The following is a 24,195-nucleotide window of genomic DNA, read 5'->3' as shown; positions in this document are numbered from 1 at the left end:
CCTAGGCCCGCGAGATGTAGCGCAGCGGGATGTCGATCGTCACCTCGGTGCCGCTGCCCATGATCGTGTGCCAGTCGATCGTGCCGCCGAGTTCGCCCTGGATGAGGGTGCGCACGATCTGCGTGCCGAGCCCGCGACCGACCTGCCCCTCCGGCAGGCCGACGCCGCTGTCGCGCACGCGCACCTCGAGACGGTCCTCGGACCGCTCGGCGATGATCTCGACGTCGCCCTCCTTGTCGGCGAGCCCGTGCTCCACCGCGTTGGTCACGAGCTCGGTCAAGGCGAGCGCGAGCGGCGTCGCGTACTCGCTCGGCAGCGTTCCGAACGAGCCCGTCCGGTGCGTGCGGGCGCGCGTGTTGGGCGCCGCCGCGACCTCGGCGACGAGCTTGAGCACCCGGTTGAACACGTCGTCGAACTCGACATTCTGCGCGAGCCCCTCGGACAGGGTGTCGTGCACCACGGCGATGGCCGAGACGCGCCGCATCGCCTGCGTGAGGGCGTCGCGAGCCTCGTCGGAGTGCGTGCGGCGGGCCTGGATGCGCAGCAGCGACGCGACCGTCTGCAGGTTGTTCTTGACCCGGTGATGGATCTCGCGGATCGTGGCGTCCTTGGTGATGAGCTCCTGCTCCTGGTGGCGGATCTCGGTCACGTCGCGGCACAGCACGATGGCGCCGATGCGGGTGCCGTGGTCGCGCAGCGGCACGGTGCGCAGCGACACGGTGACGCCGCGGGCCTCGATGTCGGCGCGCCATGGGGCGCGGCCGGTCATGACGATCGGCAGGGACTCGTCGAACTGGCGCTTGGCAGGCAGGATCGTGGTGGCCACCTCGATGAGGGACTCCCCCTCGAGCTCCTCCTCGAACCCGAGCCGGTTGAACGCGGACAGCGCGTTGGGGCTCGCGAAGGTCGTCACACCGTCGACGTCGACCCGGATGAGGCCGTCCGACGCGCGCGGCGCGCCGCGGCGCGGCGAGGTCGGAGCGGACAGGTCGGGGAAGTCCGCGGTGGCGATCATTCCGAACAGGTCGTCCGCGCAGTCGTTGAAGGTGATCTGCTGCCGCGACGGGGCGCGCGTCTCGCCGAGATTCGTGTGCCGCGTGAGCACGCCGATGACCGTCGCGGGCGCCGAGGCGGAACCGCGCTCGCGCACGATCGGGACGGCGCGGACGCGCGTCGGAGTCTCCTCGAACCAGTCCGGCGAGGCGGAGTCGACGATGCGGACCTGCGTGAACGCATCCTTCACCTGCGTGCGCCACTGCGGCCGGACCCGGTCGCCGACGATGTCACGGTAGAACAGCGTCGCCGCGCCGCCAGGCCGGGCGTGGGAGACGGCGATGAACGAATCGTCGGCGGTGGGCACCCAGATCACGATGTCGGCGAAGGCCAGGTCGGCGAGCAGCTGCCCGTCACCGGCCAGCCGGTGCAGCCACTCGACGTCGGCCGCGGTGGAGCGGCCCTGGGCATAGACGAGATCGCTGAGCGTCGACACCGCACCAGCCTACGGGGGCCCGGCGTCACGCCGTACGCAGCAGCCGCGCCGCGAGGCGGCCGCGCGGGCGTTCCCGCCGCAGGTCCGCCTGCCGCACGGGAGGCACGACGGCCTCGCCGACGAACCGCCGCAGCGCCCCCGTGAGCGCGGAGCGGGGTGACACGTGCGCGACCGGCCGCGCGGACAGCAGCGCGGCATCCACGGCCTTCCCGTCCCAGGGCACGAACCAGACGTCCTCGATGCCGGCGAACCGCTCCAGCGTCCGCCGCACCTGCCCGCGCGCGTCGATGCCGAGCGGGCCCCCGCGCGTCTTGTTGACGACGACGCGCACCGGGGTCGCCCCGACGACGGCGCGCAGCTGCGGATGATCCCGCACGAAGCGCGACACCCCGACCGGATCGGCCGCGACGACCGCGACGACGAGGTCGGCGGATCCGAGCGCGGCGAGGGTCGCGGCATTGCGCCGGGGACCGTCGAGGTCGCTCACGATCTCCTCGTCGCGCTCCAGCGGGGCGGCGACGTCGACGACCGTGTCGTCGACCCAGTCACGGCAGACCTCCAGCGCCGCTGTGACGCGGGCGTGGCTGAGCTCGGGCCACCGGCCCGGCCGGTTGAGCCCGGTCAGGACCTCCACGTCGCCGAGCGGGGCGGAGATGCGGGCGAGCTCGGCGACGGTCAGCGTCCCGCGCTCGGCCTGCCGGCAGGCGGCGGCGAAGCCCGGCCCCTCGTCGGCCAGCCCGGTGGCGAGGGCCAGGGAGGGGGCGTGCGCGTCCGCATCGACGAGGCCCACGCGCCGTCCGTCACGGGCGAGCTCGCAGGCGAGTTCGACGGCGAGCGTCGTCCGTCCGGGTGCGCCGCCCGGGCCCCATACGGCCAGGACGCGCCCGCGCGGGGCTCCCGCCAGCGCCTCCGCAGGCTCGACGGGGAGCAGGAGCGCGGCCGCAGGCGCGTCGGGCGGGTGCGGGTGCAGTCCGAACATGACGGCAAGGCGCTGGTCGGTCTCGCGGGCGCACAGCGGGGCGATCCGCACCCCGAAGCGGTCGCACGCCCCGACCAGCTCCGCGGTGAGGGCGTCGCGGCCGGCCGCCACGATGAGCAGGTCGGCGCGCGCGAGTTCGGCGAGCAGCTCCGCCGCCTCGGGCCCGGCCATCGCGTCGGCGACGGCGGCCGCCGGGTCGCCGGCTCCGACGACCGTGCGGACGTCGGCGCCCTCCAGCCGCAGGTCCTCCGCGAGGAGGGCTCCGTGCCGCCCGTCGACGGCGAGGACGACCCTCATCGCCCCGTCCCCGTGGCGGGCACGACCGAGATGCTCCACCCCGCGGAGACCGCCTCCAGCGTCGCGGCGACATCGGCCCGGTCGATCACGACCTCCAATGCGGTGCCGGCGCCCCCGATGACGGAGTCCTCCCGGGTCACCGAGACCACGGTCGCCGCGGGGACGAGGATGCGCGGCGCGTCGAAGACGCCCCGCTCCTTCTGCGGCGCCGCCCAGACCTCCACGACCGTCCCGGCCTCCACCGCCGCCGGCACGTCGCCGGCGCTGCGCAGCGCGACCGTCGTGACGGCCGCGCGCGCCGCGGCGCCGACGGCACTGTGCGGCACGAGCTCGCCGGCTCCGATGGTGCGCGTCGCCACGACGCTCTCCTCGAGCGTGCCGGGCGACGCGTACGCCTCGCCGGCCTGGCCGAGCGCCACCTCGATCACGCGCAGGTCGCCGGCCGTGACCTCCTCGCCGGGAACGATGGTCCGCGCCGCGGCGAACACGGGCACGGTCTGCCGGGCCGCCGAGACGACGAGCCACACGCCGGCGATCGAGACGACGATGAGGGCGATCCCGAGCAGGAACCGCGCGTCGGACCAGAACGCGCGCGGGCGGGGCCGGGCCATCTCCACAGCGGTCATCGCCCCATGGTGGACCCGGCACGGCGATGTCCGCGGCGGTTATCCACAGCCCGGCGCGGCCGACCGGGGACGCAGCGGGGCCGGAACATAATGGCCTCATGCCCGAGTCACCGCGGTCCGCCGCGCGCATGCTCGCCCCGGCGCAGGTCGCCGAGGTGCTCCAGATCGACGTCGACGAGGTCGTCGCGCTGGTCCTCGACGGCCGGCTGCGCGGCATGAAGGTCGGCACGCCCTCCCGCTGGCGGATCGAGGCGGACAGCGTCGAGCACTACCTCGACGATCAGGCGGAGGAGGCCCGCCGCATCGCACTGTGGCGGGAGTCGAACGCCGCGAGCTTCCCCGAACTGTGGGGCCGGGGGAAGGTCGGCCGCCCCGACTGAGCCCCCCCCCCCGGAGCCCCGGGGGGGCGGTCGGCGGCGCGGGGACGTCGCCTCACGGCAGCGGCGCCGGCGCGTCCAGCCGCACCGCGACGACCGCGGAGAACGGGATGACGCGGTGCCCCGTGACCAGTCCGCTCCGGCGGGGCTGACCCCGGTCGTGCAGCGCGAGATCGAGGTGGTCGGCGCCGGCACGGTCGATCGTCCCGGAGAGGCCCCGACCCCCGAGCACCGTCACGGTCACGGGAGTCCGCCGCCGGACGAGGTCGCGCAGCACGAACCCGAACGTCATCCGCTCCGCCAGCCGAGGGGCGGATGCCGTGTCGGCGCGCGCGCTGCGGAGGACGTCGGCGTGCGGCATCCCGATCGCGACGATCGCGGCCACGGGCACGAGCACGGCGCCGGTGCGGCGCGTGTCCGGGGTCAGGGCGACCCAGTCGGCCCCCACCGCCGCCAGGGGCCCCGTGACGGCGTCGCCGTCCGCGAGTTCGAGCCGCGGCGGCGCGTCCGCGCCCTCGGCGAGCGAGACGAGCCGCTGCCGCAGGGTCAGCCGCGCGAGACGGAGCCGCTCGGCCTCGGTGTCCAGCGCGGCGCGCTCGGCCTCCCATTCGGAGTCGAGCTGGTCTTCCAGGTCCTCGAAGAACCCATCCCATGGCACGCGGCCGAGGCTAGGGCACCGCGCGACCGCCCCGCGCCGGTTGTCCACATGTTGGAGGATTCTCATCCTGCGGCCCGCGCGGCTGTGCTCTACTCATGGCCACGACACCCCGCGACACCCCGCGACACCCCTCGAGAGAGGACTCCGCATGGCTCCCCGACCGAGCACCGCGCGCACCCCGGCCGCCTCCGGCTCCGCGCTCCATGTGGCGGAGTACTTCGCCCCGCAGCGCACCTCCACCGACGCCCTCCCCGACCCGGAGCCGCTGCTGAAGAACCTCACGATCGGCGTCCTCGAGGTGCTCGCGGGCGTCCGGGAAGTCGACCAGCTCGCCCGCTGGTTCGGCGAGGACGCGTTCCGCGCCCTCGTGACGCGCGCCAATCTGTCGGCCCGGGCACGCAGTGCGCGGGGCGTGGCGGCGGCCCGGCCGGCGCACCGCATCCTCCGGATCCGGCATGACGCGCCCGCGGACGGTGTCGTCGAGGCCGTCGTCATCGTCGCCGGACCCGCACGCACGCGCGCCGTCGCCCTGCGGCTGGAGGGCTGGGACGGTCGCTGGCGCGCGACGTCACTCGCCCTCCTCTAGTCCCTCGGTCGCGGCGGGCGGCGCGGGGGGACTACCGTCGACGTATGGCGTCATCCACCGAAAACCCTCCCATCGAGGCAGATTCTGCCCGCCCGGAATCCGCCTTCAGCGAGCTCGGGCTCAGCGACGCGGTGATGAGGGCGCTGAAGGATGTAGGCTACGAAACGCCCTCCGCCATCCAGGCGGCCACCATCCCGCCGCTTCTCGCGGGCCGCGACGTGGTCGGCCTCGCCCAGACCGGCACCGGCAAGACCGCCGCGTTCGCGCTCCCCATCCTGTCGCGCCTCGATCTCGCCCAGAAGACGCCGCAGGCGCTCGTGCTCGCACCCACCCGCGAGCTCGCCCTGCAGGTGTGCGAGGCGTTCGAGAAGTACGCCTCGCACATGCGCGGCGTCCACGTCCTGCCGGTGTACGGCGGTCAGGGCTACGGCCAGCAGCTCTCGGCGCTGCGCCGCGGCGTGCACATCGTCGTCGGCACGCCGGGACGCATCATGGACCACCTCGAGAAGCGCACCCTCGACCTGTCGGAACTGAAGTACCTCGTGCTCGACGAGGCCGACGAGATGCTCAAAATGGGCTTCGCGGAGGACGTCGAGACGATCCTGGCCGACACCCCGGCCGGCAAGCAGGTGGCGCTCTTCTCCGCGACGATGCCCGCGCAGATCCGGCGGATCTCGACGCAGTACCTGAACGATCCCGAAGAGATCACGGTCAAGACGAAGACGACGACGTCGGCCAACACCACGCAGCGCTACCTCATGGTGTCGTACCCGCAGAAGGTCGACGCGCTCACCCGCATCCTCGAGACCGAGAACTTCGAGGCCATGATCGTCTTCACGCGCACCAAAAACGAGACCGAGACCCTCGCCGAGAAGCTGCGGGCCCGCGGCTACACCGCGGCGGCGATCAGCGGCGACGTCGCGCAGGCGCAGCGCGAGCGCACCGTCAGCCAGCTCAAGAGCGGCAAGCTCGACATCCTCGTGGCCACCGATGTCGCCGCGCGCGGGCTCGACGTCGACCGCATCAGCCACGTCGTCAACTACGACCTTCCGATCGACACCGAGTCGTACGTGCACCGCATCGGCCGCACCGGGCGGGCGGGACGCACCGGCGACGCCATCAGCTTCGTCACGCCCCGCGAGCGGCGGATGCTGACCACGATCGAGAAGGCGACCCGCCAGCCGCTCACCGAGATGAAGCTGCCCAGCGTCGAGGACGTCAACGCGACGCGCCTCACCCGATTCGACGACGCGATCACCGCGGCCCTCGCCGACGCCGCGCAGATCGGGGTCTTCCGCGACATCGTCGCCCACTACGTCGAGCACCACGATGTGCCCGAAGGGGATGTCGCCGCCGCCCTCGCCGTCGTCGCGCAGGGCGAGACGCCTCTCCTGCTCGACCCCGACGCCGCCCCCGAGCCCCGGTCCGATCGGGAGAGCCGCGGAAGCGGCGGGCAGGCAGAGCGGGGCGAACGCCGCCCGCGCACGGGCGGCTCCTCGATGACCACCTACCGGATCGCGGTGGGCCGTCGTCACAAGGTCGAGCCGCGGCAGATCGTCGGCGCGCTCGCCAACGAGGGCGGCCTCCGGCGCGAGGACTTCGGCGCCATCCAGATCCGCCCCGAGTTCTCGCTCGTCGAACTCACCGCCGACCTGCCACGCGAGACGCTGAAGCGCCTCGAGGGGACGCGCATCAGCGGCAAGCTGATCGAGATCAAGCCCGACCGGTTCGGCGGCTCCGCCAAGCGCGAGGACCGCCCGCGCCGCTGAGCCGCTGAGCCGCTGGACCGGGGAGGCGCTGGACCGGGGAGGCGCTGGGCCGCGGAGGTGCTGAGGTGCTGGGCCGCTGGGCTACCGAGCCGCTGGGCGGCTGAGGCTCGGCCGCGGACGCGCTGAGCCGCTGAGCCGCTGAGGCTCGGCCGGGACCCCGACCCCACCCCCTCCGCTGATCGACGCCGCGCTCCCACCACGCGCAGCAATCTGCAGGATCGGGTGTGACGGGTGGGGCTGGTGAGTGGCCGCGCGCCACAGGCGTCACACACGGTCCTGCGGTTCGCACGCGAGGGGCGGGTTCGCCGGCGTCCCGACTCGCTCGGAACCCGGCGCCGGCGGTCCGCGCCGCTGAACGGAGCCGACTCAGGTCTGAGCCGCTCCGCGCAGCGATCTGCAGGATCGGGCGTGACGGGTGGGGCTGGTGAGTGGCCGGGCGCCACAGGCGTCACACGCGGTCCTGCGGTTCGCACCGCGGCCAGCGCCGCACAGGACCCCCCGCGCACCGCGCGCCGTCATTGGCCGGCGCCGCGACGGCCCCGGCCGTCCGCTACCGCGCCGCCCGCGGAGCGCTCACTGCCGGTACGAGGCGAGGAAGTTGCCGAGCCGTTCGATCGCCTCGGTGAGCACCCGCGCCTCGGGCAGCGTGACGATCCGGAGGTGATCCGGCGTCGCCCAGTTGAAGCCGGTGCCCGGCACGAGCAGCACCTGCTCGGCGACGAGGAAGTCGTAGACGAGCTTCGCGTCGTCGCGGATCTCGTGCACCTCGGGGTCCAGGCGCGGGAAAGCGTACAGGGCGCCCTTGGGCTTGAAGCAGCTGACGCCGGGGATCTTCTCCAGGCCCTCCCACGCGGCATCCCGCTGCTCGTGGAGCCGCCCCGTGGGTGCGATGAGGGCGTTGATGGACTGGATGCCGGAGAGCGCCGCCTGCACGGCGTGCTGCCCGGGGACGTTCGGGCAGAGCCGCGTGGAGGCCAGCAGCTGGATGCCCTCGAGGAACCCGGACGCGTGCTTCTTCGGGCCGGTGATGACCATCCAGCCCGAGCGGTAGCCGGCGACGCGGTAGGTCTTGGAGAGCCCGTTGAAGGTGAGGCACAGGAGGTCGGGCGCGAGCGTGGCGAGCGGGATGTGCACGGCGTCGTCGAAGAGGATGCGGTCGTAGATCTCGTCCGAGAGGAGCAGCAGGTCGTTCTCGCGGGCGATCTCGACGATCCCCTGCAGCACCTCGCGGGAGTACACGGCGCCCGTGGGGTTGTTGGGGTTGATGACGACGATGGCCTTCGTGCGCGGCGTGACCTTCGCGCGGATGTCCTCGAGGTCGGGCTGCCAGTCGTCCTCTTCCGCGCAGCGGTAGTGCACGGGCGTGCCGCCGGCGAGGCTCGTCATCGCCGTCCACAGCGGGTAGTCCGGCGCGGGGATGAGGACCTCGTCGCCCTCGTCGAGGAGGGCCTGCATCGTCATCGTGATGAGCTCGGACACCCCGTTGCCGAGGTAGACGTCGTCCGGGTCGAACGCCGGGAACCCGGGCTCCTGCTCGTACCGCGACACGATGGCGCGGCGCGCCGACATGATGCCGCGACTGTCGCTGTAGCCGTGCGCGTGCGGGATGGCCTCGATCATGTCGCGGACGATCTGGAACGGCGACTCGAAGCCGAACACGGCCGGATTGCCGGTGTTGAGCTTGAGGATCGTGTGCCCGTCGGCCTCCAGCCGGTCCGCCTCCACCAGGGCGGCTCCACGGATCTCGTAGAGGACGTCCTTCAGCTTCGACGACTGGTCCAGGATGCGGGGGCTCATCCGCCCAGGATATCCCCGTGCCGACCAGTCCAATGCGCGCCGGGTGGCCTCCGGCATCCGTCTGCGGCGAGCGGATGCCGGAGATCGCCGGACTACTTTTTCTTGTCGGCCGCGCGGCGCTGTGCGCGGTTCTGCGCGGGGGCGGCAGCGGAGCCGCCGTCGGTGCGCTGGCCGAACGCGCCGCGGGGCGCGTCGGCGGCGGGCTCTGCGGGCGCGGGAGCCTGCGCGGCGCGCAGCTTGCTCGTGGCCGCCTGCTGCACCTGGCCGCGGTCGTTGCGGACCTCGACCTCGCCGGCGTCGTTGGCCGCGGTGTACTGCAGGCGCTGCGCCTCGACCGTCGGCGCCGTGAGGCCCTTCGCCTCGACCTCTGCGCCCTCGGCCTGACGCACCTCGACCTCGAGGTTGTAGAGGAATCCGACGGACTCCTCCTTGATCTGCCCCATCATCGACTGGAACATCTGGTAGCCCTCGCGCTGGTATTCGATCAGCGGGTCGCGCTGGGCCATCGCGCGCAGGCCGATGCCGTCCTTGAGGTAGTCCATCTCGTAGAGGTGGTCGCGCCAGCGGCGGTCGAGCACCTGCAGGACGACGCGGCGCTCGAGCTCCCGCATGGCGGGCGAGCCGAGGGACTCCTCGCGCTTGGCGTACGCGATCTTCGCGTCGGAGAGGATCTCGCGCTTGAGACCCTCCGCCGTGACGCGGCCGGCGCTGCCGCTCTCCGCGACGACCTCGTCGATCGTGACGCCCACGGGGTAGAGCGTCTTCAGCTCGGTCCAGAGCGCGTCGAAGTCCCAGCTCTCGTTGTGCCCGCGACCGGTGTGGTCGTCGATGATGGCGTTGATCGCGTCCTCGATGAAGTGCTGCACGCGGTCGGAGAGGTCGTCTCCCTCAAGCATGTGCCGGCGGTCGGCGTAGATCGCCTCGCGCTGGCGGTTGAGGACGTCGTCGTACTTCAGAACGTTCTTGCGGATCTCGGCGTTGCGGGCCTCGACCTGCGCCTGCGCGCTCTTGATGGCGCGCGAGACCATGCCGGACTCGATGGCGACGTCATCCGGGAAGTTCGTGCGCGCGAGGATGGCCTCGGCGGCGCCGGACTGGAACAGCCGCATGAGGTCGTCGGTCAGCGACAGGTAGAACCGGCTCTCGCCCGGGTCGCCCTGACGGCCCGAGCGGCCGCGCAGCTGGTTGTCGATGCGGCGGGACTCGTGCCGCTCGGTGCCGAGCACGTACAGCCCGCCGGCTTCGATGACCGCGACGGCCTCCTCGGCGACGGTGTCGCGCATGGCGGGGTACACCTCGTCCCACGCGGCCTCGTACTCCTCCGGCGTCTCGACGGGGTCGAGCCCGCGGGACTTGACCTCCTGCACGGCGAGGAACTCCGCGTTGCCGCCGAGCATGATGTCGGTTCCGCGGCCGGCCATGTTCGTGGCGACGGTGACGGCGCCGAGGCGCCCCGCCCGGGCGACGATCTCGGCTTCACGGGCGTGGTTCTTCGCGTTGAGGACCTCGTGCTTGACGCCCTTCTTGGCGAGGAGCCGCGAGAGGTACTCGCTCTTCTCGACGCTGACGGTGCCGACGAGCACCGGCTGGCCGGTTTCGTGGCGCGCCGCGATGTCCTCGACGACCTGCGTGAACTTCGCCTGCTCGTTCTTGTAGACGAGGTCGGACTGGTCCTTGCGGATCATGGGCTTGTTCGTCGGGATGGGGACGACGCCGAGCTTGTAGGTCGACATGAACTCGGCCGCTTCGGTCTCGGCCGTGCCGGTCATGCCGGCGAGCTTCTCGTACAGCCGGAAGTAGTTCTGCAAGGTGACGGTCGCGAGGGTCTGGTTCTCCGCCTTGACCGGCACCGCCTCCTTCGCCTCGATGGCCTGGTGGATGCCTTCGTTGTAGCGCCGCCCGACCAGGATGCGGCCGGTGTGCTCGTCGACGATCATGACCTCGTCGTTCATGACGACGTAGTCGGTGTCGCGCTTGAACAGCGCGAGCGCCTTGATCGAGTTGTTCAGGAAGGAGATGAGCGGGGTGTTGGCCGACTCGTAGAGGTTGTCGATGCCGAGATAGTCCTCGACCTTCTCGATTCCGGGCTCGAGCACGCCGATCGTGCGCTTCTTCTCGTCGACCTCGTAGTCGACCCCCGCCTGCAGGGTCTTCGCGATCTTGGCGAACTCCACGAACCAGCGGTTGGCCTCCCCCGAGGACGGGCCGGAGATGATGAGCGGGGTGCGGGCCTCGTCGATGAGGATCGAGTCGACCTCGTCCACGATCGCGAAGAAGTGGCCGCGCTGGACGAGGTCCTCCTTGCGCCATGCCATGTTGTCGCGGAGGTAGTCGAAGCCGAACTCGTTGTTCGTGCCGTAGGTGATGTCGGCGGCGTACTGCTCCCGCCGGATCTCCGGGGTCTGCCCGGCGATGATCGTGCCGGTGGTCATGCCGAGGGCGCGGTAGACGCGGCCCATGAGCTCGGACTGGTACGAGGCCAGGTAGTCGTTGACCGTGATGACGTGCACGCCCTTGCCGGCGATCGCGTTGAGGTACACGGCGAACGTCGCGGTGAGGGTCTTGCCCTCACCGGTCTTCATCTCGGCGATGTTGCCGAGGTGCAGGGCCGCGCCGCCCATGATCTGCACGTCGTACGGCCGCTGGCCGAGCGTCCGCTTGGCGGCCTCGCGCACGGCGGCGAACGCCTCGGGCATGAGCTTGTCCAGCGACTCGCCCGCCTCGTGACGGGCGCGCAGCTCGGCGGTCTCGCCGCGCAGCTCGTCGTCGGTGAGCTGCGCGTAGTCCTCTTCGAGGGCGTTCACGGCCTTCACGACCTGCTGGAGCCGCCGGAGGATCCTTCCTTCTCCGGCGCGAAGCAGTTTCTCGAGGGGGTTGGCCACGGACGATCTCCATCTGTCGGGTGCCGCCGACGTCCCGGTCGGCGGGTGCCCGCGCGCAGGCGCAGGCATATTGAGCCATGTTATCCGTCCGTGACCTTGGAGACATCCGTATGCGCCCCGGTATCTCCCACAGCGGACAGCGCACCGGCGCGGACGGCGCGGGTTCTGCGAAGGGGCAGAGAACCGCCGCCCCTCGCGGCGCCGCGGGGCGCCGCGGATCTAGGATCGAGCCATGGCTGGTGGAATCTGGGGCAGACGCAAGCGCGAGCAAGAGGAGCTGCAGGCGAAGATCGCCGAGCTCGGCCGGCGGGCGGACTCCGCGCTCGTGGCCGCCGACGAGCGCCTCCGCACGACCGCCGACGAGCTCCTGTACGCCGAGATCGAGCTGGGCCGGGACGCCACGAGCGAGCTGCGCGCGGCGGTCGCCGCCGTCCGCGAGCACCTCGGCGAGGCCTTCCACCTCAATCAGCTCAATCACGACGAGATCCCCGACACGACCGAGGAGCTGCGCACGCGCAACGAGCGCATCATCCAGCTGTGCGACTGGGCGCAGGAGCTCCTCGACGACCGCACCGAGGCGCTCGCCGAGCCCATCGCCCGCGCACGGCGCGCGCCGGAGATCATCGCCGGCATCCGTCGCGACGTCGAGCGGCTGAGCGCCCGCCTGCCGCAGGCGGAGGAGACCGTCGCGCGGCTGCAGCAGCGCTACTCCCCCGCCGCCCTCCGGAAGATCTCCGGGAACCCCGTCGAGGCCCGGCAGCTGCTGGAGTTCGCGATCCACGGCTCGGACGTGTCCGAGGTCCGCCGCGAGAGCGGACAGCGGGAACAGGCCAACATCGCGCTGGAGACCGCGATCGAGGCGGTCCGCCGCGCCACGACGCTCCTGGAGTCCGTCGACCAGTTCGAGGTCGAGGCGCTCCGCGCCGCCTCGACGCTCACCGCCATCGTCGACGACTCCCGGCAGGACATCGTCGACGCACGCGACCTCGCCGGCGTCCCGGCCGTCGCCGCGGCGACGACGGCGCTGGAGAAGGCGCTGGACGCTTTCAGCACCACGGCGGACAAGCCCGACCCGTTCACCGAGCTCACCCGCCTGCGGGAGGCCAACACGGCCCTGGATCTCGCCGTCGCGAAGGCGCGCGAGCGCGCCGCCCGGCCCGTGCCGCCGGAGTCGCACGTGCGGCACGCGATCGACGACGCCGACCGGCAGCTGGGCGTCGCCCGCAGCGTCATCTCCGGCCACCGCGGCTGGATCGGAGCCGACGCCCGCACGCGGCTCGCCGAGGCGGAGCGCATCCGGCTCGAACTCGCGCCGTTCATCGGCGCGCCCATCCACGAGGATCTGCGCGAGCAGGCGCTCGCCGACGCCCGCCGGTGCGGGATGCTGGCCGCCGAGGCCCTGCAGCTCGCCCAGCGCGACATCGACTCCTCGCGCCCGAACGACGGGGGCTGGGGTCAGAGCGGTGGACGCGGTCAGCGCGGCGGCCCGGACATCATGGGGGGGCTCCTCGGCGGACTGGTCATCGGCAGCCTCCTGGACGGCATGTTCGACTGATCGCCCACGTCGTCCGGACGTGCGGGAGGGCGGATGCCGCCACGGCATCGGCCCTCCCGTTCTCGGTCTAGGAGACCAGTTCCTCCGCGGCTGCGACGGTCGTCAGAGAGATGACGCCGTAGTCCCAGCCCTTGCGGCGGTAGACGACGCTCGGGTGATCGGTGCGCGCGTCGATGAAGAGGAAGAAGTCGTGGCCGACGAGCTCCATGCGGTCCACGGCCTCCTCGACGGTCATCCACTCGGGGTCGAACAGCTTGGTGCGGATGACGACGGGGGTGTAGTCCTCCTCGTCCTCGTTGCCCGTGATGATCGGGACCTCGCCGGTCGCGACCGCGCGGATGACGTCGAGCGAGGCGGGCTTCACGTCGATCCCGGCGATCGTGCCGGTGCCCTTCTCGAGCTTCGCGCCGCGCGAGTGGTTCCGGGCGTCTACCCGCTTGTCCTTCGCGCGCCGCAGCTGCTCCGCCATCTTGTCGACCGCGATGTCGAGGGCCGCGAACTTGTCGCCGTCCGTCGCCTCCGCGCGGACGATGGGGCCTTTGCCGGTCAAGGTGAGTTCGACGGTCTCGTCCTCGCGCCCCCCGTTGTGGTAGACGCGATGCGTGACCTTGACGTCGAGTCGCTGCGCGCGGGGCGCCAGGTTCTCGATCCGGGCGGACTTCTCTTCGGCAACGGTGCGGAACCGATCCGTGATGCTCACGCCCACGCCGACGATGCTGGTTTCCATCCCTGACCTCCTTGTTCCGGTCCTCCCGGTCAAGGGCGGACCTCGGTTCGCCTTCTGTCCCCCCAACGTAGCCCCGGTCCGGCCGCATGTCACGCTCGGCGAGCCGTGAGTATTCCGTGCCGCGGCGTCGCGGCGACCGTGGCCGCCGCCACCACCTCCGCGCCGCCCTCCCGGAGCGTCCGCGCCGCTTCGGCGAGTGTCGCGCCGGTCGTCACGACGTCGTCGACGAGAAGGATGCGCAGGCCCGCCGCGTCCCGGGCGCGCATCGTCCCGGAGACGTTGGCGGCGCGCTCCGCGCGCCCGAGGCCCCGCTGGTCGGCGGCGGGGGCCCGGGCCAGGAGCCGTCGCTCGGGGGTCAGGCCGGCCCGCACCGCGACGAGTTCCGTGACGCGATAGCCGCGGCGGCGGAGGGCCGCGCGCGAGGTCGGGACCGGCACGATGTGCACGTCGCCGTCCGGATCGGCGGCGCCCACCGCCGCAGCCAGCGCCGCGCCGAGAGGTCGGGCGAGCGAGGTCCGGCCGTCCTCCTTCAGCGCGCGGACGACCCGCGCGGGGACGCCCTCGTAGGCGAGCGCGCTGTGCACGCGGAGTCCGTCGGCGAGGCGCCGCACGCGCAGGTCGGGGACGAGGGCGAGGGCGCAGTCGGCGCACAGGGAGGCGCCGGGCAGGTCGCAGCCCGCACACCACGTCGGGAAGAGGAGGGCGAGCGCCTCGGCGAGCGCGGCGCGGGCACCGGACGGCGGGATCGGCATCCGCCCATCCTCCGGCCCATGTCCCGACCGGCCGCCGGGCCGCCCGCGATCCGGGTGCGCCGGCCCGCGTGCGCCTCCTGGGGAGGAGCCGTCGTCAGCGCGGCGTGCCCTGCTGGGTCGCGAGCACCCGGACACCGGAGAACTGGTCCTGCCACGACGCGCCGCGCTGGACGTACAGCTCGCCGTCGACGTCGCGCAGCCGCACCCCGCCGGGCTGATTGCCGCCCGCGACCGTCGTGATCCCGTCGGGGGCGCGCAGCGCCGTCCCCGGCCCGCCGACCGGCTGCTCGAGGACGAACGTCTGTCCGCCGTCCGTGTAGGACAGGGCGAGGCTCGTCTCGTCGCCCCAGGCGAGCCCGACGCCGTCCCCCGGGAGGACGGCCAGCAGCCGGCGCTCGCCGAGCGCGACCGGGACGCCGTCCGCGTCGCGGACGATGCCGGCCACCCACAGCGATGGGCGCACGCCGTCGCGGGAAACGGCGGCGATCCGCGCGCCGTCGCGGGAGACCCGCATCGCGGAGATGCGGGTGGCTCCGGGCCAGGCGTCGGCGATCTCCCGCCACGCGCCGTCGGCGCCGATCGCGACGACGGCATCCGGAGACCCGGACGGCACGGTCCAGATGTAGTTCAGCGTGTCGACCGTCGGCGCCACGAGCCCCGGGCGGCTGTCGATCTCGGTCGGCGCGGCCCCGGTCTCGACGCGCAGCACGGCTCCCGTCGGGGTCTGCACGGCCGCCGTCGACCGCGACGCGGCCACCTCGATCGCGGCGGCGTCGACGGAGCGGACCGCGGCGGACAGGCTCAGGATCTCCTCGACCTGCGTGCCGGAGAGGAAGCCGAACGCGTCGGCGGTCAGCACGAGCGGGCGCGAGTCGATGCGCGTCGAGGCGACGTTCACCGGCTCGGCCGTCAGCACCTGATCGTCGACGAGCATGTCGACCTCGGGGATGCCGGCGCCGGCCAGGCTCTCCTGGAGCTGCGTCTGCATGCGGTCGAGGACGGCGGGCTCGAGCTGCCGGGCGCTGCTCTCCAGCGACACCTGGGCCACGCCGGATCGGACCGGCACGGAACGCTGCGCGAGCCCGGCGTCGGCGGAGAACGCGCTGACGACGGATCCGGCGAGCCACGGGCTCGGCGCGCCGTCCACGAGCGCCTCGGCGATCCGGGTCGCGGCGTTGGTGGTCGGGAACCAGCGCAGATCGGGGACGAGGAAGCGCCAGCTCGGGTCGAAGTACATCAGCTCGTAGCTGCGGAAGACCGACCGGAAGCGGTTCTCGTCCAGGATGACGCCGTCCGGCGCCTCCGCGATCCGCCACTCGTCCCGGACCCGTTCCAGGCGGAAGCCGATCGTGATCTGCCCCTCGCCGGCGACGTCGTAGGCTCCCGTGGCGTCCACCGTGGCCTCCGGCGCGATCGTCAGGACGATCTCCCCCTCGGCCGGCTCGGCGAGAGCCCGCTCCCCGGCGCGGTAGACGGTGACGCCGGCCTGCGGGCGCCACGTGGCCCGGAAGTCCGGCGTGAGGAACTGCTGCGCGGTCTCCCAGTTGTTGCGCGTGCCGGACCCGGCGGCGATGAAGCCCTCCACGATCTGGGCCGGCGTCGCGCCACGGGACGGGCCGGCGGGGACGAACGCGACGTCCGAGTCGCCCTCCTCCTCCGTGACCGGGCGGCCGGCGTTGACGGGTCCGCTCGTGGGGAGTCCCGCACACGCGGTGAGGAGCAGCGCGAGCAGCGTGGCGGCGAGGACGAGGGCGGGGCGGCGGGTCACGGACGCCCTCCCTGGGCGAGGTCGGACAGATCCAGCGGCTGGGTCATGCCGAGGTCGTCGGAGGGGATGCCGTCATCACCGGGATCGGCGGGGATCGGCGGGGTGCCGCGCAGTCCCGCGCCCTGGCGGGGCAGGGTCAGCACGAAGTTCGTGCCGCGGCCGAGCTCCGACCACACCTCGAGGGTGCCGCCGTGCAGGCGCGCGTCGCCGAGCGCGATCGACAGGCCCAGCCCGGTCCCGCCGATCGTGCGCTTGCGCGACGGGTCGGCGCGCCAGAACCGGTCGAAGACGCGCTCGGCGTCGGCCTCGCTCATCCCGAGCCCGAAGTCGCGGACCCCCAGCGCGACGGCCTCCTGGTTGCTGTCGACCGTCACGACGATGGGGCGGCCTTCACCGTGCTCGATCGCGTTGCCGAGGAGGTTCCGGACGATGCGCCGCACCCGCCGGGGGTCCATGTCGACGGGCGAGTACCCGCCGGGCGCCACGAGGCGCACGTCGGTGCCGTGCTGGTCCGCGAGCTGCTGCATCGACGCGATGACATCCTCGGCGAGGTGGGCGAGGCTTGTCGCCTCGTTCTCCAGCTGCACCGAGCCCGCGTCGTACCGGCTGATCTCGAGCAGATCGGTCAGCAGGGTCTCGAAGCGCTGCACCTGCGCGTGCAGGAGCTCCGCGGCGCGCGCCGTCGTCGGGTCGAAGGCGGCGCGCTGGTCGTTGAGCATGTCGGAGGCGAGCCGGATGGTCGTCAGCGGCGTGCGCAGCTCGTGCGAGACGTCCGAGACGAACCGCTGCTGCACGAGCGAGAGCTCGGCGAGCTCCTTGATCTGCGCCTCGATGCTGTCCGCCATCGCGTTGAACGAGCGTCCCAGCGTGGCGAACTCGTCCTCGCCCTGCACCGGCAGGCGCACCCCGAGGTCGCCGGAGGCGAGCTTCGCGCTCGTCTCGGCGGCCTGCGCGATCGGCACGGTGACCGATCGCAGCACGAACCAGCTGACCGCACCGATCAGCACCACGAGTACGATGCCGACACCCCACAGGGTGACCTGCACGAACTGCAGGGTCTGCGCCTCGGAGCCCAGCTCGTACGCGAAGTACACCTCGTACGCGCCCGCCTCGGGCAGGATCAGCTGCTGCCCGATCACCACCCCCGGCGCGTGCCCGCCGTCGTCGGCGGGGATGCCGATGGACTGCCACCATTGCGTGCCGGCGTCGCGCCGCACGGTCTGCCGGAGCCCCGAGGTGAGCATGTCGGCGGTGAGGCCGCCCGCCTCGAAGTCCTGCGGAGCCGTGGAGGACGGCTGGTCGGAGATGCGGAACGCGGCGATCATGTCGGTGGCCGCCTGCCGCGACATCGAGGTGCGCACGCGGTCCATGAGATTCTGCAGCGCGAGCGTGTCGCTCTCCACGACGGCGGCGTCGAGGGTCGTCTGCGCCGATTGGGTCGCCCTGCTCGCCGCGGACTGCACCTGCTGGATGCGGGACTCGAACAGGTCGTTCTGGATCGCCAGGGCCATCCAGACGAGCGCCACGAGGATCGTCAGGGCGGTGAGCCCGAGGGTGAGCGCGAGGGTGCGGAACCGCAGCGACCGGCGCCAGGCCAGCGCGATGCGCCGCGGCCACGCGCGCACATCGCGCCAGTCGGCGACGACGGCGTGGGTGGCGGTGCTCGTCGGCGACACGATGCGGTCCCGGCGGCTAGACGACGGCGCCGGCGCGGTACCCCACGCCGCGCACCGTCGTGACGATCTTCGGGTTGTCGGGGTCGATCTCGACCTTGGCCCGCAGCCGCTGCACGTGCACGTTCACGAGCCGGGTGTCCGCCTTGTAGTGGTAGCCCCACACCTGCTCGAGCAGCATCTCGCGGGAGAACACCTGCTGCGGCTTCGCGGCCAGCGCCACGAGCAGCTCGAACTCGAGCGGGGTCAGCGCGATGACGGTGTCCCCCCGGCGCACCTCGTGCGCGGCGACGTCGGCGGTGAGGTCGCCGATGCGCAGCATCTCCCCCGCCGGCTGGGTGCTCGGCCGCAGCCGCGTGCGGATGCGGGCGACGAGCTCCTTGGGGTTGAAGGGCTTGACGATGTAATCGTCGGCACCGGATTCCAGGCCCCGCACGACGTCGGCGGTGTCGGTGCGCGCGGTCAGCATGATGATCGGGACGCCGGACTCGGCCCGCACCCGGGTGCAGATCTCGATGCCGTCCATCCCGGGCAGCATGAGGTCCAGCAGGATGAGGTCGGGACGCTCGGCGCGCCACACGTCCAGCGCGGCGGCGCCGTCGGCGCAGAACGCCGTCTCGAACCCCTCGGTGCGCAGGACGATGCCGATCATCTCAGCCAGAGCGGTGTCGTCGTCGACAACCAGGATGCGGGATGTCATGGTGACCTGTTCGTCCTTCGGGTACGGCGGATGCCGGTGCGCCGGCCGGGCGCTTCCCCCCACAGTATCCGACCCCGCCGCACCGGGGCCGGATGGCCCCGGTATGCCACGATAGGACGAGCTGCGCCGAACTTTCGAGGAGGGCATGTGACGGCCTACCCGACGTGGACGCCGGCCCCGCGGCCCGGGATCATCCCGCTGCGACCGCACGGCTTCGGCACCATCCTCGGACGCTCGTTCGCGGCGCTGCGCCAGAACCCGCGGGTGCTGCTCGGCTTCGCCCTCGTCGCGCAGACGGTCGTGACGATCGTCGCCGCCGCCGGGATCGTCGCGACGGGGTTCTACGCGTTCGGGCGCGTCGCGACCCTGGAGCCGGGCGACGACGACTTCGACACCGTCATGGCGGGCTCGATCGCGCTCGTCGGCGTCGTGAGCGTCCTGCTGGGCCTGGCCACCACCGCGTTCAGCGTGCTCGTGCAGGCGGTCATCGTGCGCGAGGTGGCGCACGCCGCGCTCGCGGAGAAGCTCACCCTCGGCGGCCTCTGGCGCCAGGTGAAGCCGGTCGCCGGGCGCCTCATCGGATACACCATCCTGCTGAGCCTGGCGGTCGCCGTGCTCGTCGGCATCCTCGTCGCCGGGTTCGTCCTGCTGGCGCAGGCCTCCGTCGCCGCGGTGATCGTCGTCGTGCTCCTCGCGATCATGGTGACCGTGCCGGTGTCGCTGTGGCTGAGCGTCAAGCTCCTGCTCGTCCCGGCGGTCATCGTCATGGAGCAGGCCCGCATCATCGAAGCGGTGCGCCGCTCCTGGCTCCTCACGCGCGGACGGTTCTGGCCGTCGCTCGGGATCATCGTCATCATCTCCTCCGCGTTCGGGGTGCTCGCGCAGCTGGTGACCCTCCCGATGTCCTTCCTCACGACGGGGCTGACGACCGTCCTCTCCCCCACCGGCGACCCCGAGGTCGGCGGCGTCGTCGCGCTCCTGGTCGGCCTGCTGGTCACCGAGGTGCTCGTCGTGCTCCTGCAGTCGGTCGCGCTCGTCGTGCAGTCCACGGCGACCGCCCTCATCTACATCGACTGCCGGATGCGGCGGGAGGGCCTGGACCTGGATCTCCTCGCCTACGTCGACCAGCGCGACCTGCCCGGGGCGGAGCCGGGCGATCCGTACCGGGCGCACGTCGGACGGGACCTGCCCCGATGGGCCCCGCCCGTCCCGGGGACCGCGGTGCCGGGGTTCGTCGGCCCGGCCGCCCCGCACCCGGCACCGGGGTACCCGCCAACGGCCCCTGCGGCGGCGCCGGCACCTCCGGTATCCGTGCCCGCACCCGCGCCGTCGCCGACGACGTGGACACCGCCCGGCGGCGCGCGGGGCACGCTGTGAGGCTGCCCGCGGCGCCGCTCATCCCGGACGGCGACGAGGCGCGCGAGTGGGCGGAGCGCGAGCTGGCCGGCACCGTCTACCGCGTGGCCGAGCCGACGCCCTTCGATCGCGCCGCCCGCGCCGTCGGCGACTTCTTCCTCTCCCTCTTCAGCGGCGACGTCCCGGCCGCGTTCGGCCCGTGGCTCGCGGTCGCGGTGCTCGTCATCGTGCTCGCCGCGATCGGCGTCGCCGTCGCGATCTGGGGCCGTCCGCGCCGCGCGGCCCGCGCGCAGGCCGCCGCGGCGCTCTTCGGCGACGCCGAGCGCAGGTCCGCGGCGGACCTCCGCCGCACCGCCGAAGCCGAGGCCGCCGGCGGCCGGTGGGAGGCCGCCATCGTGCTGCGCTTCCGCGCGCTCGCCCGGGCGCTCTCCGATCGCACGATCGTGCCGGCGACGCCGGGGACGACGGTGCACGGCTTCGCACGCTCCGCCGCCCGCGCCTTCCCCGGCGAGACGGAGGCACTCGCCCGCGCGGCCGATGTCTTCGACGACGTCCGCTACCTCCGGCGGCCCGGCACGCCCGACGCGTACGCGCTCGTCGCCGCGCTCGACGAGCGTCTCGCCGCAGCGCCCCGGCCGCAACGGATCCCGGCATGACGGCGGCACGGACGGCGGCACGGACGGCGGCGGCGCCCCGCCGCCGTGCGGTGGCGGGGTGGACGGCCATCGGCGCCGCCCTGCTCGTCGTGGGCGCCGTCGCCGCCGCGATCGGCGGGATCGCGCAGATGCCGGCCGCGGGTCTCCTCGACCCCCAGTCCGCCACCCCGGACGGGGGACGGGCGCTCGCCCGCATCCTGGAGGGACACGGCGTCGCCGTCACCGTGGCCCGCGACCGGGCCGCGGCGGAGGACGCGGTCACGTCGGCATCCACGCTCGTCCTCACCGACACCGCGCCGCTGTCGGACGAGGCCCTCGCCGCGGTGACCGGGACGGCGGCCGATGTCGTGCTGCTCGAGCCGCGGTCGCGGGATCTGCGCCTCCTCCTGGCCCGCTCGGGGCCCGCGGGCATCGGCGAGGGCGCGGCCCCGCCGGGCTGCGGGCTCGCCGAGGCCGTGCGGGCCGGCGAGGTGTCCCCCGGCACCGTGTTCCGCGCCGTCGGCGACGCGGTCGGCTGCTACCCCTCCGGCGACGGGCACGGTCTCCTGGTCCTCGAGACGGGCGACAGGCGGATCGCGGCCCTCGACGCCACGGCGCTCCTTACGAACGAGCTACTCGCCCGGGACGGCAACGCGGCGCTCGGGGTGAACCTGCTGGGGCGCCGCTCGCACGTCGTCTGGTACCTGCCGGCGCTGCAGGACAGCGACCTCGCGACGGCGCCGACCGTCGGCGAGCTGACACCGGACTGGGTCACCCCGGCGATCGCCCTCCTCGCCGGCGCCGCCCTCGCCGCCGCGGTCTGGCGGGGCCGCCGGTTCGGCCCCCTCGTCGCCGAGACGCTGCCGGTGTCCGTCCGCGCCGGCGAGACGACCGTGGGCCGCGCGCAGCTGTACGCGCGCGCCGGCGATGCCGGGCACGCCGCCGACCAGCTGCGGATCGCCGCGCTCGACCGGCTCGCGCGCCTCGTCGGGCTCGGCCCCGCGGCATCCGCCCGGGAGGTGTCCGACGCGGTCGCCGTCCACCTGTCCGCCGACCCCGGCGCCGTCGCCGGTGTGCTGCTGGACGCCGTGCCGCGCACCGACCGGGAGCTCGTCGACCTCGCCGCGCGCCTCCGCGACCTCGAAGACGCTCTGGCCTCGAAGTCGGATGCCATCGTGACCGGAACCCTCCGCCCCGAAAGGAACACCCCATGAGCGACACCGTCGCCGACGCCCCGTCCGCCGACGAGCTCCGCGAGGCCATGAACCGTGTGCGGCTCGAGGTCGGCAAGGCGGTGGTCGGTCAGGACGGCGCGGTCACCGGCCTCCTGATCGCGCTGCTGGCCCGCGGACACGTCCTGCTCGAGGGCGTGCCGGGCGTCGCCAAGACGCTGCTCGTCCGCGCGTTCAGCCGGGCGATCGGCCTGGACACCGCCCGCATCCAGTTCACCCCCGACCTCATGCCGGGCGATGTCACCGGGTCCCTCGTCTACGACGCGCGGGCCGGTGCATTCGACTTCCGTGCCGGGCCGGTGTTCACCCACGTGCTCCTGGCCGACGAGATCAACCGCACGCCACCGAAGACGCAGGCGGCGCTGCTGGAGGCGATGGAGGAGCGCCAGGTGTCGGTGGACGGGCAGTCCCGCCCCCTCCCCGACCCGTTCCTCGTCGCCGCGACGCAGAACCCGATCGAGCACGAGGGCACCTACACGCTCCCCGAGGCGCAGCTGGACCGGTTCCTGCTGAAGCTCCTCATCGACGCGCCCGCACGCGCCGACGAGATGGCGGTGCTCCGCCGGCACGCCGACGGCTTCCGCCCGGGCGACCTCGCCGGCGCCGGCCTTGAGCCGGTCGTCGGCGCCGCCGAGATCCGCGCCGCGCAGCGCGCCGCCGCCTCGGTCACGGTCTCCGACGACGTGCTGGGATATGTCGTGGACCTCGCCCGTGCGACCCGGCAGTCCCCCTCGGTGCAGCTCGGCGCGAGCCCGCGTGCCGCCACCGCCCTCCTCGCGACGGCGAAGACGTGGGCGTGGCTGGGCGGCTACCCGGCCATCACCCCCGACCACGTGCAGACGATGCTGCTTCCGACGTGGCGGCACCGCGTGCGCCTCCGGCCCGAAGCGGAGCTCGAGGCCGTCTCGGTGGAAGCCATCCTGACCTCCGTGCTGGCGCAGACCCGCGTGCCGATCTGATGTTCGTCACCGGCCGCCTCGCGCTCGCCCTCGCCGTGGGGGTGGTCCCCGTCGTGCTGCTCTCGGCCGCGGGGATGTCGGCGTGGGCGGTCGCGGGCGTCTGGGCGGCGCTCTGCCTCGCGGCGGCGGCCGTCGACGCCGCGTACGCGGCCGACCCCCGCGCCGTGGGCGTCGAGCGCCGCATCCCGGCGCGGGTGCTCCGCGATCAGGACGTGACGACGACGCTGCTGCTCACCAACCGGAGTCGCCGGGGCCTCCGCGGGCGCGTCCGGGATGCGTGGCAGCCGACCGCCGGCGCCCCGGGCGACCGCAGCAGGATCGACATTCCCGCCGGCGAGCGCCGAGCCGTGGACATCCCGCTTCATCCGCGGCGGCGTGGAGAGCTGCGCACCGGGTTCGTGGTCGTACGGGCCGACGGCCCGCTGGGGCTCGCCGGCCGGCAAGGGCGTATCGAGGCACCGGGCACGTTGCGCGTCCTGCCGCCGTTCACCGCCCGCCGGCACCTTCCCTCCCGCCTCGCGCGGCTGCGGGAGCTCGACGGCAACACGAGCGTGCAGGTGCGCGGCCAGGGCACCGAGTTCGACAGCCTCCGCGAGTACGTCCGCGGCGACGACGTGCGGTCCATCGACTGGCGGGCCACCGCGCGGGCGACCACGACGATGCTGCGCACCTGGCGCCCCGAGCGCGACCGGCACGTCGTGATCGTGATCGACACCGGCCGCACCTCGGCCGCGCGGGTCGGCGACGGCGTGCGCCTGGACGCGGCGATGGAGGCGGCGCTGCTCCTCGGGGCCCTCGCGGCCCGTGCCGGCGACCACGTGCACCTCGTGATGTTCGACCGGGTGCTGCGCGCCCGCGTCACGCGGGTCGACGGGGCGGGGCTGCTCCCCGCGCTCGTCGACGCGATGGCGCCGGTCGAGCCGCAGCTGATCGACACGGACTGGGATGCCGCGGCCGCGCAGGTCCGCCGCCTGACGACGCGCCCGGCCCTCGTCGTGCTCCTGACGGCGCAGGATGCCGTGGACGCGGCGCGCGGCTTCCTGGCGGCGCTCCCGGCGCTCACCGCGCGCAGCCGCGTCGTCGTGGGCAGCGTGTCGGCGGACGAGCCGCTCCCCGAGCCCCCGCGGGACGCCGCCGGGGTGTATGCGCTCGCGGCGGCCGAGCGCACCGCGCGGGACGCCCGGGAGGTGGCCGCGGCCATCGCGCGCGCCGGGGCGGATGCCGTCGTCGCGGACGCCGAGTCGCTGCCGCCCCGTGTCGCGGACCGCTACCTGGCACTGAAGGCCGCCGGGCGCCTCTGAGAACCGCGCGCCTGTGAGAACCGGGAGCCCCGTGCCGGCGTGGCACTGGCGGCCGCCCGCGATCGGCGGGAGACTCA

The 24,195-nt window shown here is 73.5% G+C and carries 20 protein-coding genes; 9 read left to right on the top strand and 11 right to left on the bottom strand.

Going from position 1 to position 24,195, the window contains the following annotated elements; translation table 11 throughout:
* Position 1 precedes the first annotated feature (1 nt).
* Genes MSA03_RS07595 through MSA03_RS07585 form a run of 3 tightly spaced genes read right to left on the bottom strand, consistent with a single transcriptional unit; the run spans position 2 to position 3,391 of the window.
* Positions 2 to 1,489 carry a sensor histidine kinase gene (locus tag MSA03_RS07595; protein WP_147050237.1) on the bottom strand — a complete coding sequence of 496 codons (1,488 nt, stop codon included), beginning with the start codon at positions 1,487 to 1,489 and terminating at the stop codon, positions 2 to 4.
* A 25-nt stretch (positions 1,490 to 1,514) separates the two neighbouring features.
* Positions 1,515 to 2,765, bottom strand: coding sequence for a CpaE/TadZ family protein (locus tag MSA03_RS07590; protein ID WP_147050236.1), 1,251 nt, complete (start codon positions 2,763 to 2,765; stop codon positions 1,515 to 1,517).
* The gene (locus tag MSA03_RS07585; RefSeq protein WP_028496743.1) at positions 2,762 to 3,391 is read right to left on the bottom strand and encodes a CpaB family protein; all 630 of its coding nucleotides are present in this window, start codon (positions 3,389 to 3,391) and stop codon (positions 2,762 to 2,764) included. Before MSA03_RS07585 ends, MSA03_RS07590 begins: the two co-directional genes overlap by 4 nt.
* A 98-nt stretch (positions 3,392 to 3,489) precedes the next feature.
* Between MSA03_RS07585 and MSA03_RS07580 the strand changes: the two genes are divergently transcribed.
* Complete coding sequence (locus MSA03_RS07580) at positions 3,490 to 3,771, top strand: helix-turn-helix domain-containing protein (protein WP_028496744.1); 282 nt, start codon at positions 3,490 to 3,492, stop codon at positions 3,769 to 3,771.
* A 52-nt stretch (positions 3,772 to 3,823) separates the two neighbouring features.
* On the opposite strand, the gene MSA03_RS07575 is transcribed toward MSA03_RS07580, so the two are convergent.
* A complete protein-coding gene (locus MSA03_RS07575; protein WP_147050235.1) occupies positions 3,824 to 4,426 on the bottom strand; it encodes a hypothetical protein in 603 nt (200 codons plus the stop codon).
* A 148-nt stretch (positions 4,427 to 4,574) separates the two neighbouring features.
* Here MSA03_RS07575 and MSA03_RS07570 point away from each other — a divergent pair, with 148 nt between their 5' ends.
* Positions 4,575 to 5,012 carry an Rv3235 family protein gene (locus tag MSA03_RS07570; protein WP_147050234.1) on the top strand — a complete coding sequence of 146 codons (438 nt, stop codon included), beginning with the start codon at positions 4,575 to 4,577 and terminating at the stop codon, positions 5,010 to 5,012.
* Positions 5,013 to 5,056: 44 nt separating this feature from the next.
* Positions 5,057 to 6,781, top strand: a complete 1,725-nt coding sequence (locus MSA03_RS07565) for a DEAD/DEAH box helicase (RefSeq protein ID WP_147050233.1) — start codon at positions 5,057 to 5,059, stop codon at positions 6,779 to 6,781.
* 573 nt (positions 6,782 to 7,354) lie between these two features.
* On the opposite strand, the gene MSA03_RS07560 is transcribed toward MSA03_RS07565, so the two are convergent.
* Together MSA03_RS07560 and secA are read right to left on the bottom strand one after the other, a co-directional pair.
* Positions 7,355 to 8,578 (bottom strand): pyridoxal phosphate-dependent aminotransferase, encoded by a 1,224-nt coding sequence (locus tag MSA03_RS07560; RefSeq protein ID WP_147050232.1) that lies wholly within the window; start codon positions 8,576 to 8,578, stop codon positions 7,355 to 7,357.
* A gap of 92 nt (positions 8,579 to 8,670) precedes the next feature.
* Positions 8,671 to 11,460, bottom strand: a complete 2,790-nt coding sequence (gene secA, locus MSA03_RS07555) for a preprotein translocase subunit SecA (RefSeq protein ID WP_147050231.1) — start codon at positions 11,458 to 11,460, stop codon at positions 8,671 to 8,673.
* A 232-nt stretch (positions 11,461 to 11,692) separates the two neighbouring features.
* Here secA and MSA03_RS07550 point away from each other — a divergent pair, with 232 nt between their 5' ends.
* The gene (locus MSA03_RS07550; RefSeq protein WP_028496750.1) at positions 11,693 to 13,015 is read left to right on the top strand and encodes a hypothetical protein; all 1,323 of its coding nucleotides are present in this window, start codon (positions 11,693 to 11,695) and stop codon (positions 13,013 to 13,015) included.
* A gap of 67 nt (positions 13,016 to 13,082) precedes the next feature.
* Here MSA03_RS07550 and hpf read toward each other — a convergent pair whose 3' ends face one another.
* The 5 genes from hpf to mtrA all read right to left on the bottom strand — a co-directional run bounded on the left by hpf (position 13,083) and on the right by mtrA (position 18,635).
* Positions 13,083 to 13,742 (bottom strand): ribosome hibernation-promoting factor, HPF/YfiA family, encoded by a 660-nt coding sequence (gene hpf / locus MSA03_RS07545; RefSeq protein ID WP_028496751.1) that lies wholly within the window; start codon positions 13,740 to 13,742, stop codon positions 13,083 to 13,085.
* A gap of 89 nt (positions 13,743 to 13,831) precedes the next feature.
* A complete protein-coding gene (locus MSA03_RS07540; protein ID WP_147050230.1) occupies positions 13,832 to 14,494 on the bottom strand; it encodes a ComF family protein in 663 nt (220 codons plus the stop codon).
* Between the two features lie 94 nt (positions 14,495 to 14,588).
* Positions 14,589 to 16,262, bottom strand: a complete 1,674-nt coding sequence (locus MSA03_RS07535; RefSeq protein ID WP_147050229.1) for an LpqB family beta-propeller domain-containing protein — start codon at positions 16,260 to 16,262, stop codon at positions 14,589 to 14,591.
* Entirely contained in the window at positions 16,259 to 17,938 is a 1,680-nt protein-coding gene (mtrB, locus tag MSA03_RS07530; RefSeq protein ID WP_028496754.1) for an MtrAB system histidine kinase MtrB, read from the bottom strand. The genes MSA03_RS07535 and mtrB overlap by 4 nt, the downstream gene beginning before the upstream one ends.
* A gap of 16 nt (positions 17,939 to 17,954) precedes the next feature.
* Positions 17,955 to 18,635 carry an MtrAB system response regulator MtrA gene (gene mtrA, locus MSA03_RS07525; protein ID WP_147050228.1) on the bottom strand — a complete coding sequence of 227 codons (681 nt, stop codon included), beginning with the start codon at positions 18,633 to 18,635 and terminating at the stop codon, positions 17,955 to 17,957.
* 147 nt (positions 18,636 to 18,782) lie between these two features.
* Between mtrA and MSA03_RS07520 the strand changes: the two genes are divergently transcribed.
* From MSA03_RS07520 to MSA03_RS07500, 5 genes are read left to right on the top strand one after another with little or no spacing between them, the layout of a single operon-like run.
* Positions 18,783 to 20,012, top strand: coding sequence for a DUF7847 domain-containing protein (locus MSA03_RS07520; protein WP_147050227.1), 1,230 nt, complete (start codon positions 18,783 to 18,785; stop codon positions 20,010 to 20,012).
* On the top strand, positions 20,009 to 20,647 hold the full coding sequence (locus MSA03_RS07515; protein ID WP_147050226.1) for a DUF4129 domain-containing protein: 639 nt from the start codon (positions 20,009 to 20,011) through the stop codon (positions 20,645 to 20,647). The genes MSA03_RS07520 and MSA03_RS07515 overlap by 4 nt, the downstream gene beginning before the upstream one ends.
* Positions 20,644 to 21,840, top strand: a complete 1,197-nt coding sequence (locus MSA03_RS07510) for a DUF4350 domain-containing protein (protein ID WP_174799859.1) — start codon at positions 20,644 to 20,646, stop codon at positions 21,838 to 21,840. Before MSA03_RS07515 ends, MSA03_RS07510 begins: the two co-directional genes overlap by 4 nt.
* Positions 21,837 to 22,817 (top strand): AAA family ATPase, encoded by a 981-nt coding sequence (locus MSA03_RS07505; RefSeq protein WP_028496756.1) that lies wholly within the window; start codon positions 21,837 to 21,839, stop codon positions 22,815 to 22,817. Before MSA03_RS07510 ends, MSA03_RS07505 begins: the two co-directional genes overlap by 4 nt.
* Entirely contained in the window at positions 22,817 to 24,118 is a 1,302-nt protein-coding gene (locus MSA03_RS07500; RefSeq protein WP_147050225.1) for a DUF58 domain-containing protein, read from the top strand. Before MSA03_RS07505 ends, MSA03_RS07500 begins: the two co-directional genes overlap by 1 nt.
* Positions 24,119 to 24,195: the final 77 nt, after the last annotated feature.

Source organism: Microbacterium saccharophilum (assembly GCF_007992455.1).
GTDB lineage: Bacteria > Actinomycetota > Actinomycetes > Actinomycetales > Microbacteriaceae > Microbacterium > Microbacterium saccharophilum.
Note: the sequence above shows the minus strand (reverse complement) of the source record. Positions and strands in the feature narration are given on the sequence as shown.

Coding starts and splice junctions, on each gene's coding strand:
- mtrA (WP_147050228.1), bottom strand. CDS start 18,635: ATGACATCCCGCATCCTGGTTGTCGACGACGACACCGCTCTGGCTGAG.
- MSA03_RS07565 (WP_147050233.1), top strand. CDS start 5,057: ATGGCGTCATCCACCGAAAACCCTCCCATCGAGGCAGATTCTGCCCGC.
- MSA03_RS07580 (WP_028496744.1), top strand. CDS start 3,490: ATGCCCGAGTCACCGCGGTCCGCCGCGCGCATGCTCGCCCCGGCGCAG.
- MSA03_RS07505 (WP_028496756.1), top strand. CDS start 21,837: ATGAGCGACACCGTCGCCGACGCCCCGTCCGCCGACGAGCTCCGCGAG.
- MSA03_RS07500 (WP_147050225.1), top strand. CDS start 22,817: ATGTTCGTCACCGGCCGCCTCGCGCTCGCCCTCGCCGTGGGGGTGGTC.
- MSA03_RS07590 (WP_147050236.1), bottom strand. CDS start 2,765: ATGAGGGTCGTCCTCGCCGTCGACGGGCGGCACGGAGCCCTCCTCGCG.
- MSA03_RS07560 (WP_147050232.1), bottom strand. CDS start 8,578: ATGAGCCCCCGCATCCTGGACCAGTCGTCGAAGCTGAAGGACGTCCTC.
- MSA03_RS07540 (WP_147050230.1), bottom strand. CDS start 14,494: ATGCCGATCCCGCCGTCCGGTGCCCGCGCCGCGCTCGCCGAGGCGCTC.
- MSA03_RS07550 (WP_028496750.1), top strand. CDS start 11,693: ATGGCTGGTGGAATCTGGGGCAGACGCAAGCGCGAGCAAGAGGAGCTG.
- MSA03_RS07570 (WP_147050234.1), top strand. CDS start 4,575: ATGGCTCCCCGACCGAGCACCGCGCGCACCCCGGCCGCCTCCGGCTCC.
- MSA03_RS07510 (WP_174799859.1), top strand. CDS start 20,644: ATGACGGCGGCACGGACGGCGGCACGGACGGCGGCGGCGCCCCGCCGC.
- hpf (WP_028496751.1), bottom strand. CDS start 13,742: ATGGAAACCAGCATCGTCGGCGTGGGCGTGAGCATCACGGATCGGTTC.
- MSA03_RS07585 (WP_028496743.1), bottom strand. CDS start 3,391: ATGACCGCTGTGGAGATGGCCCGGCCCCGCCCGCGCGCGTTCTGGTCC.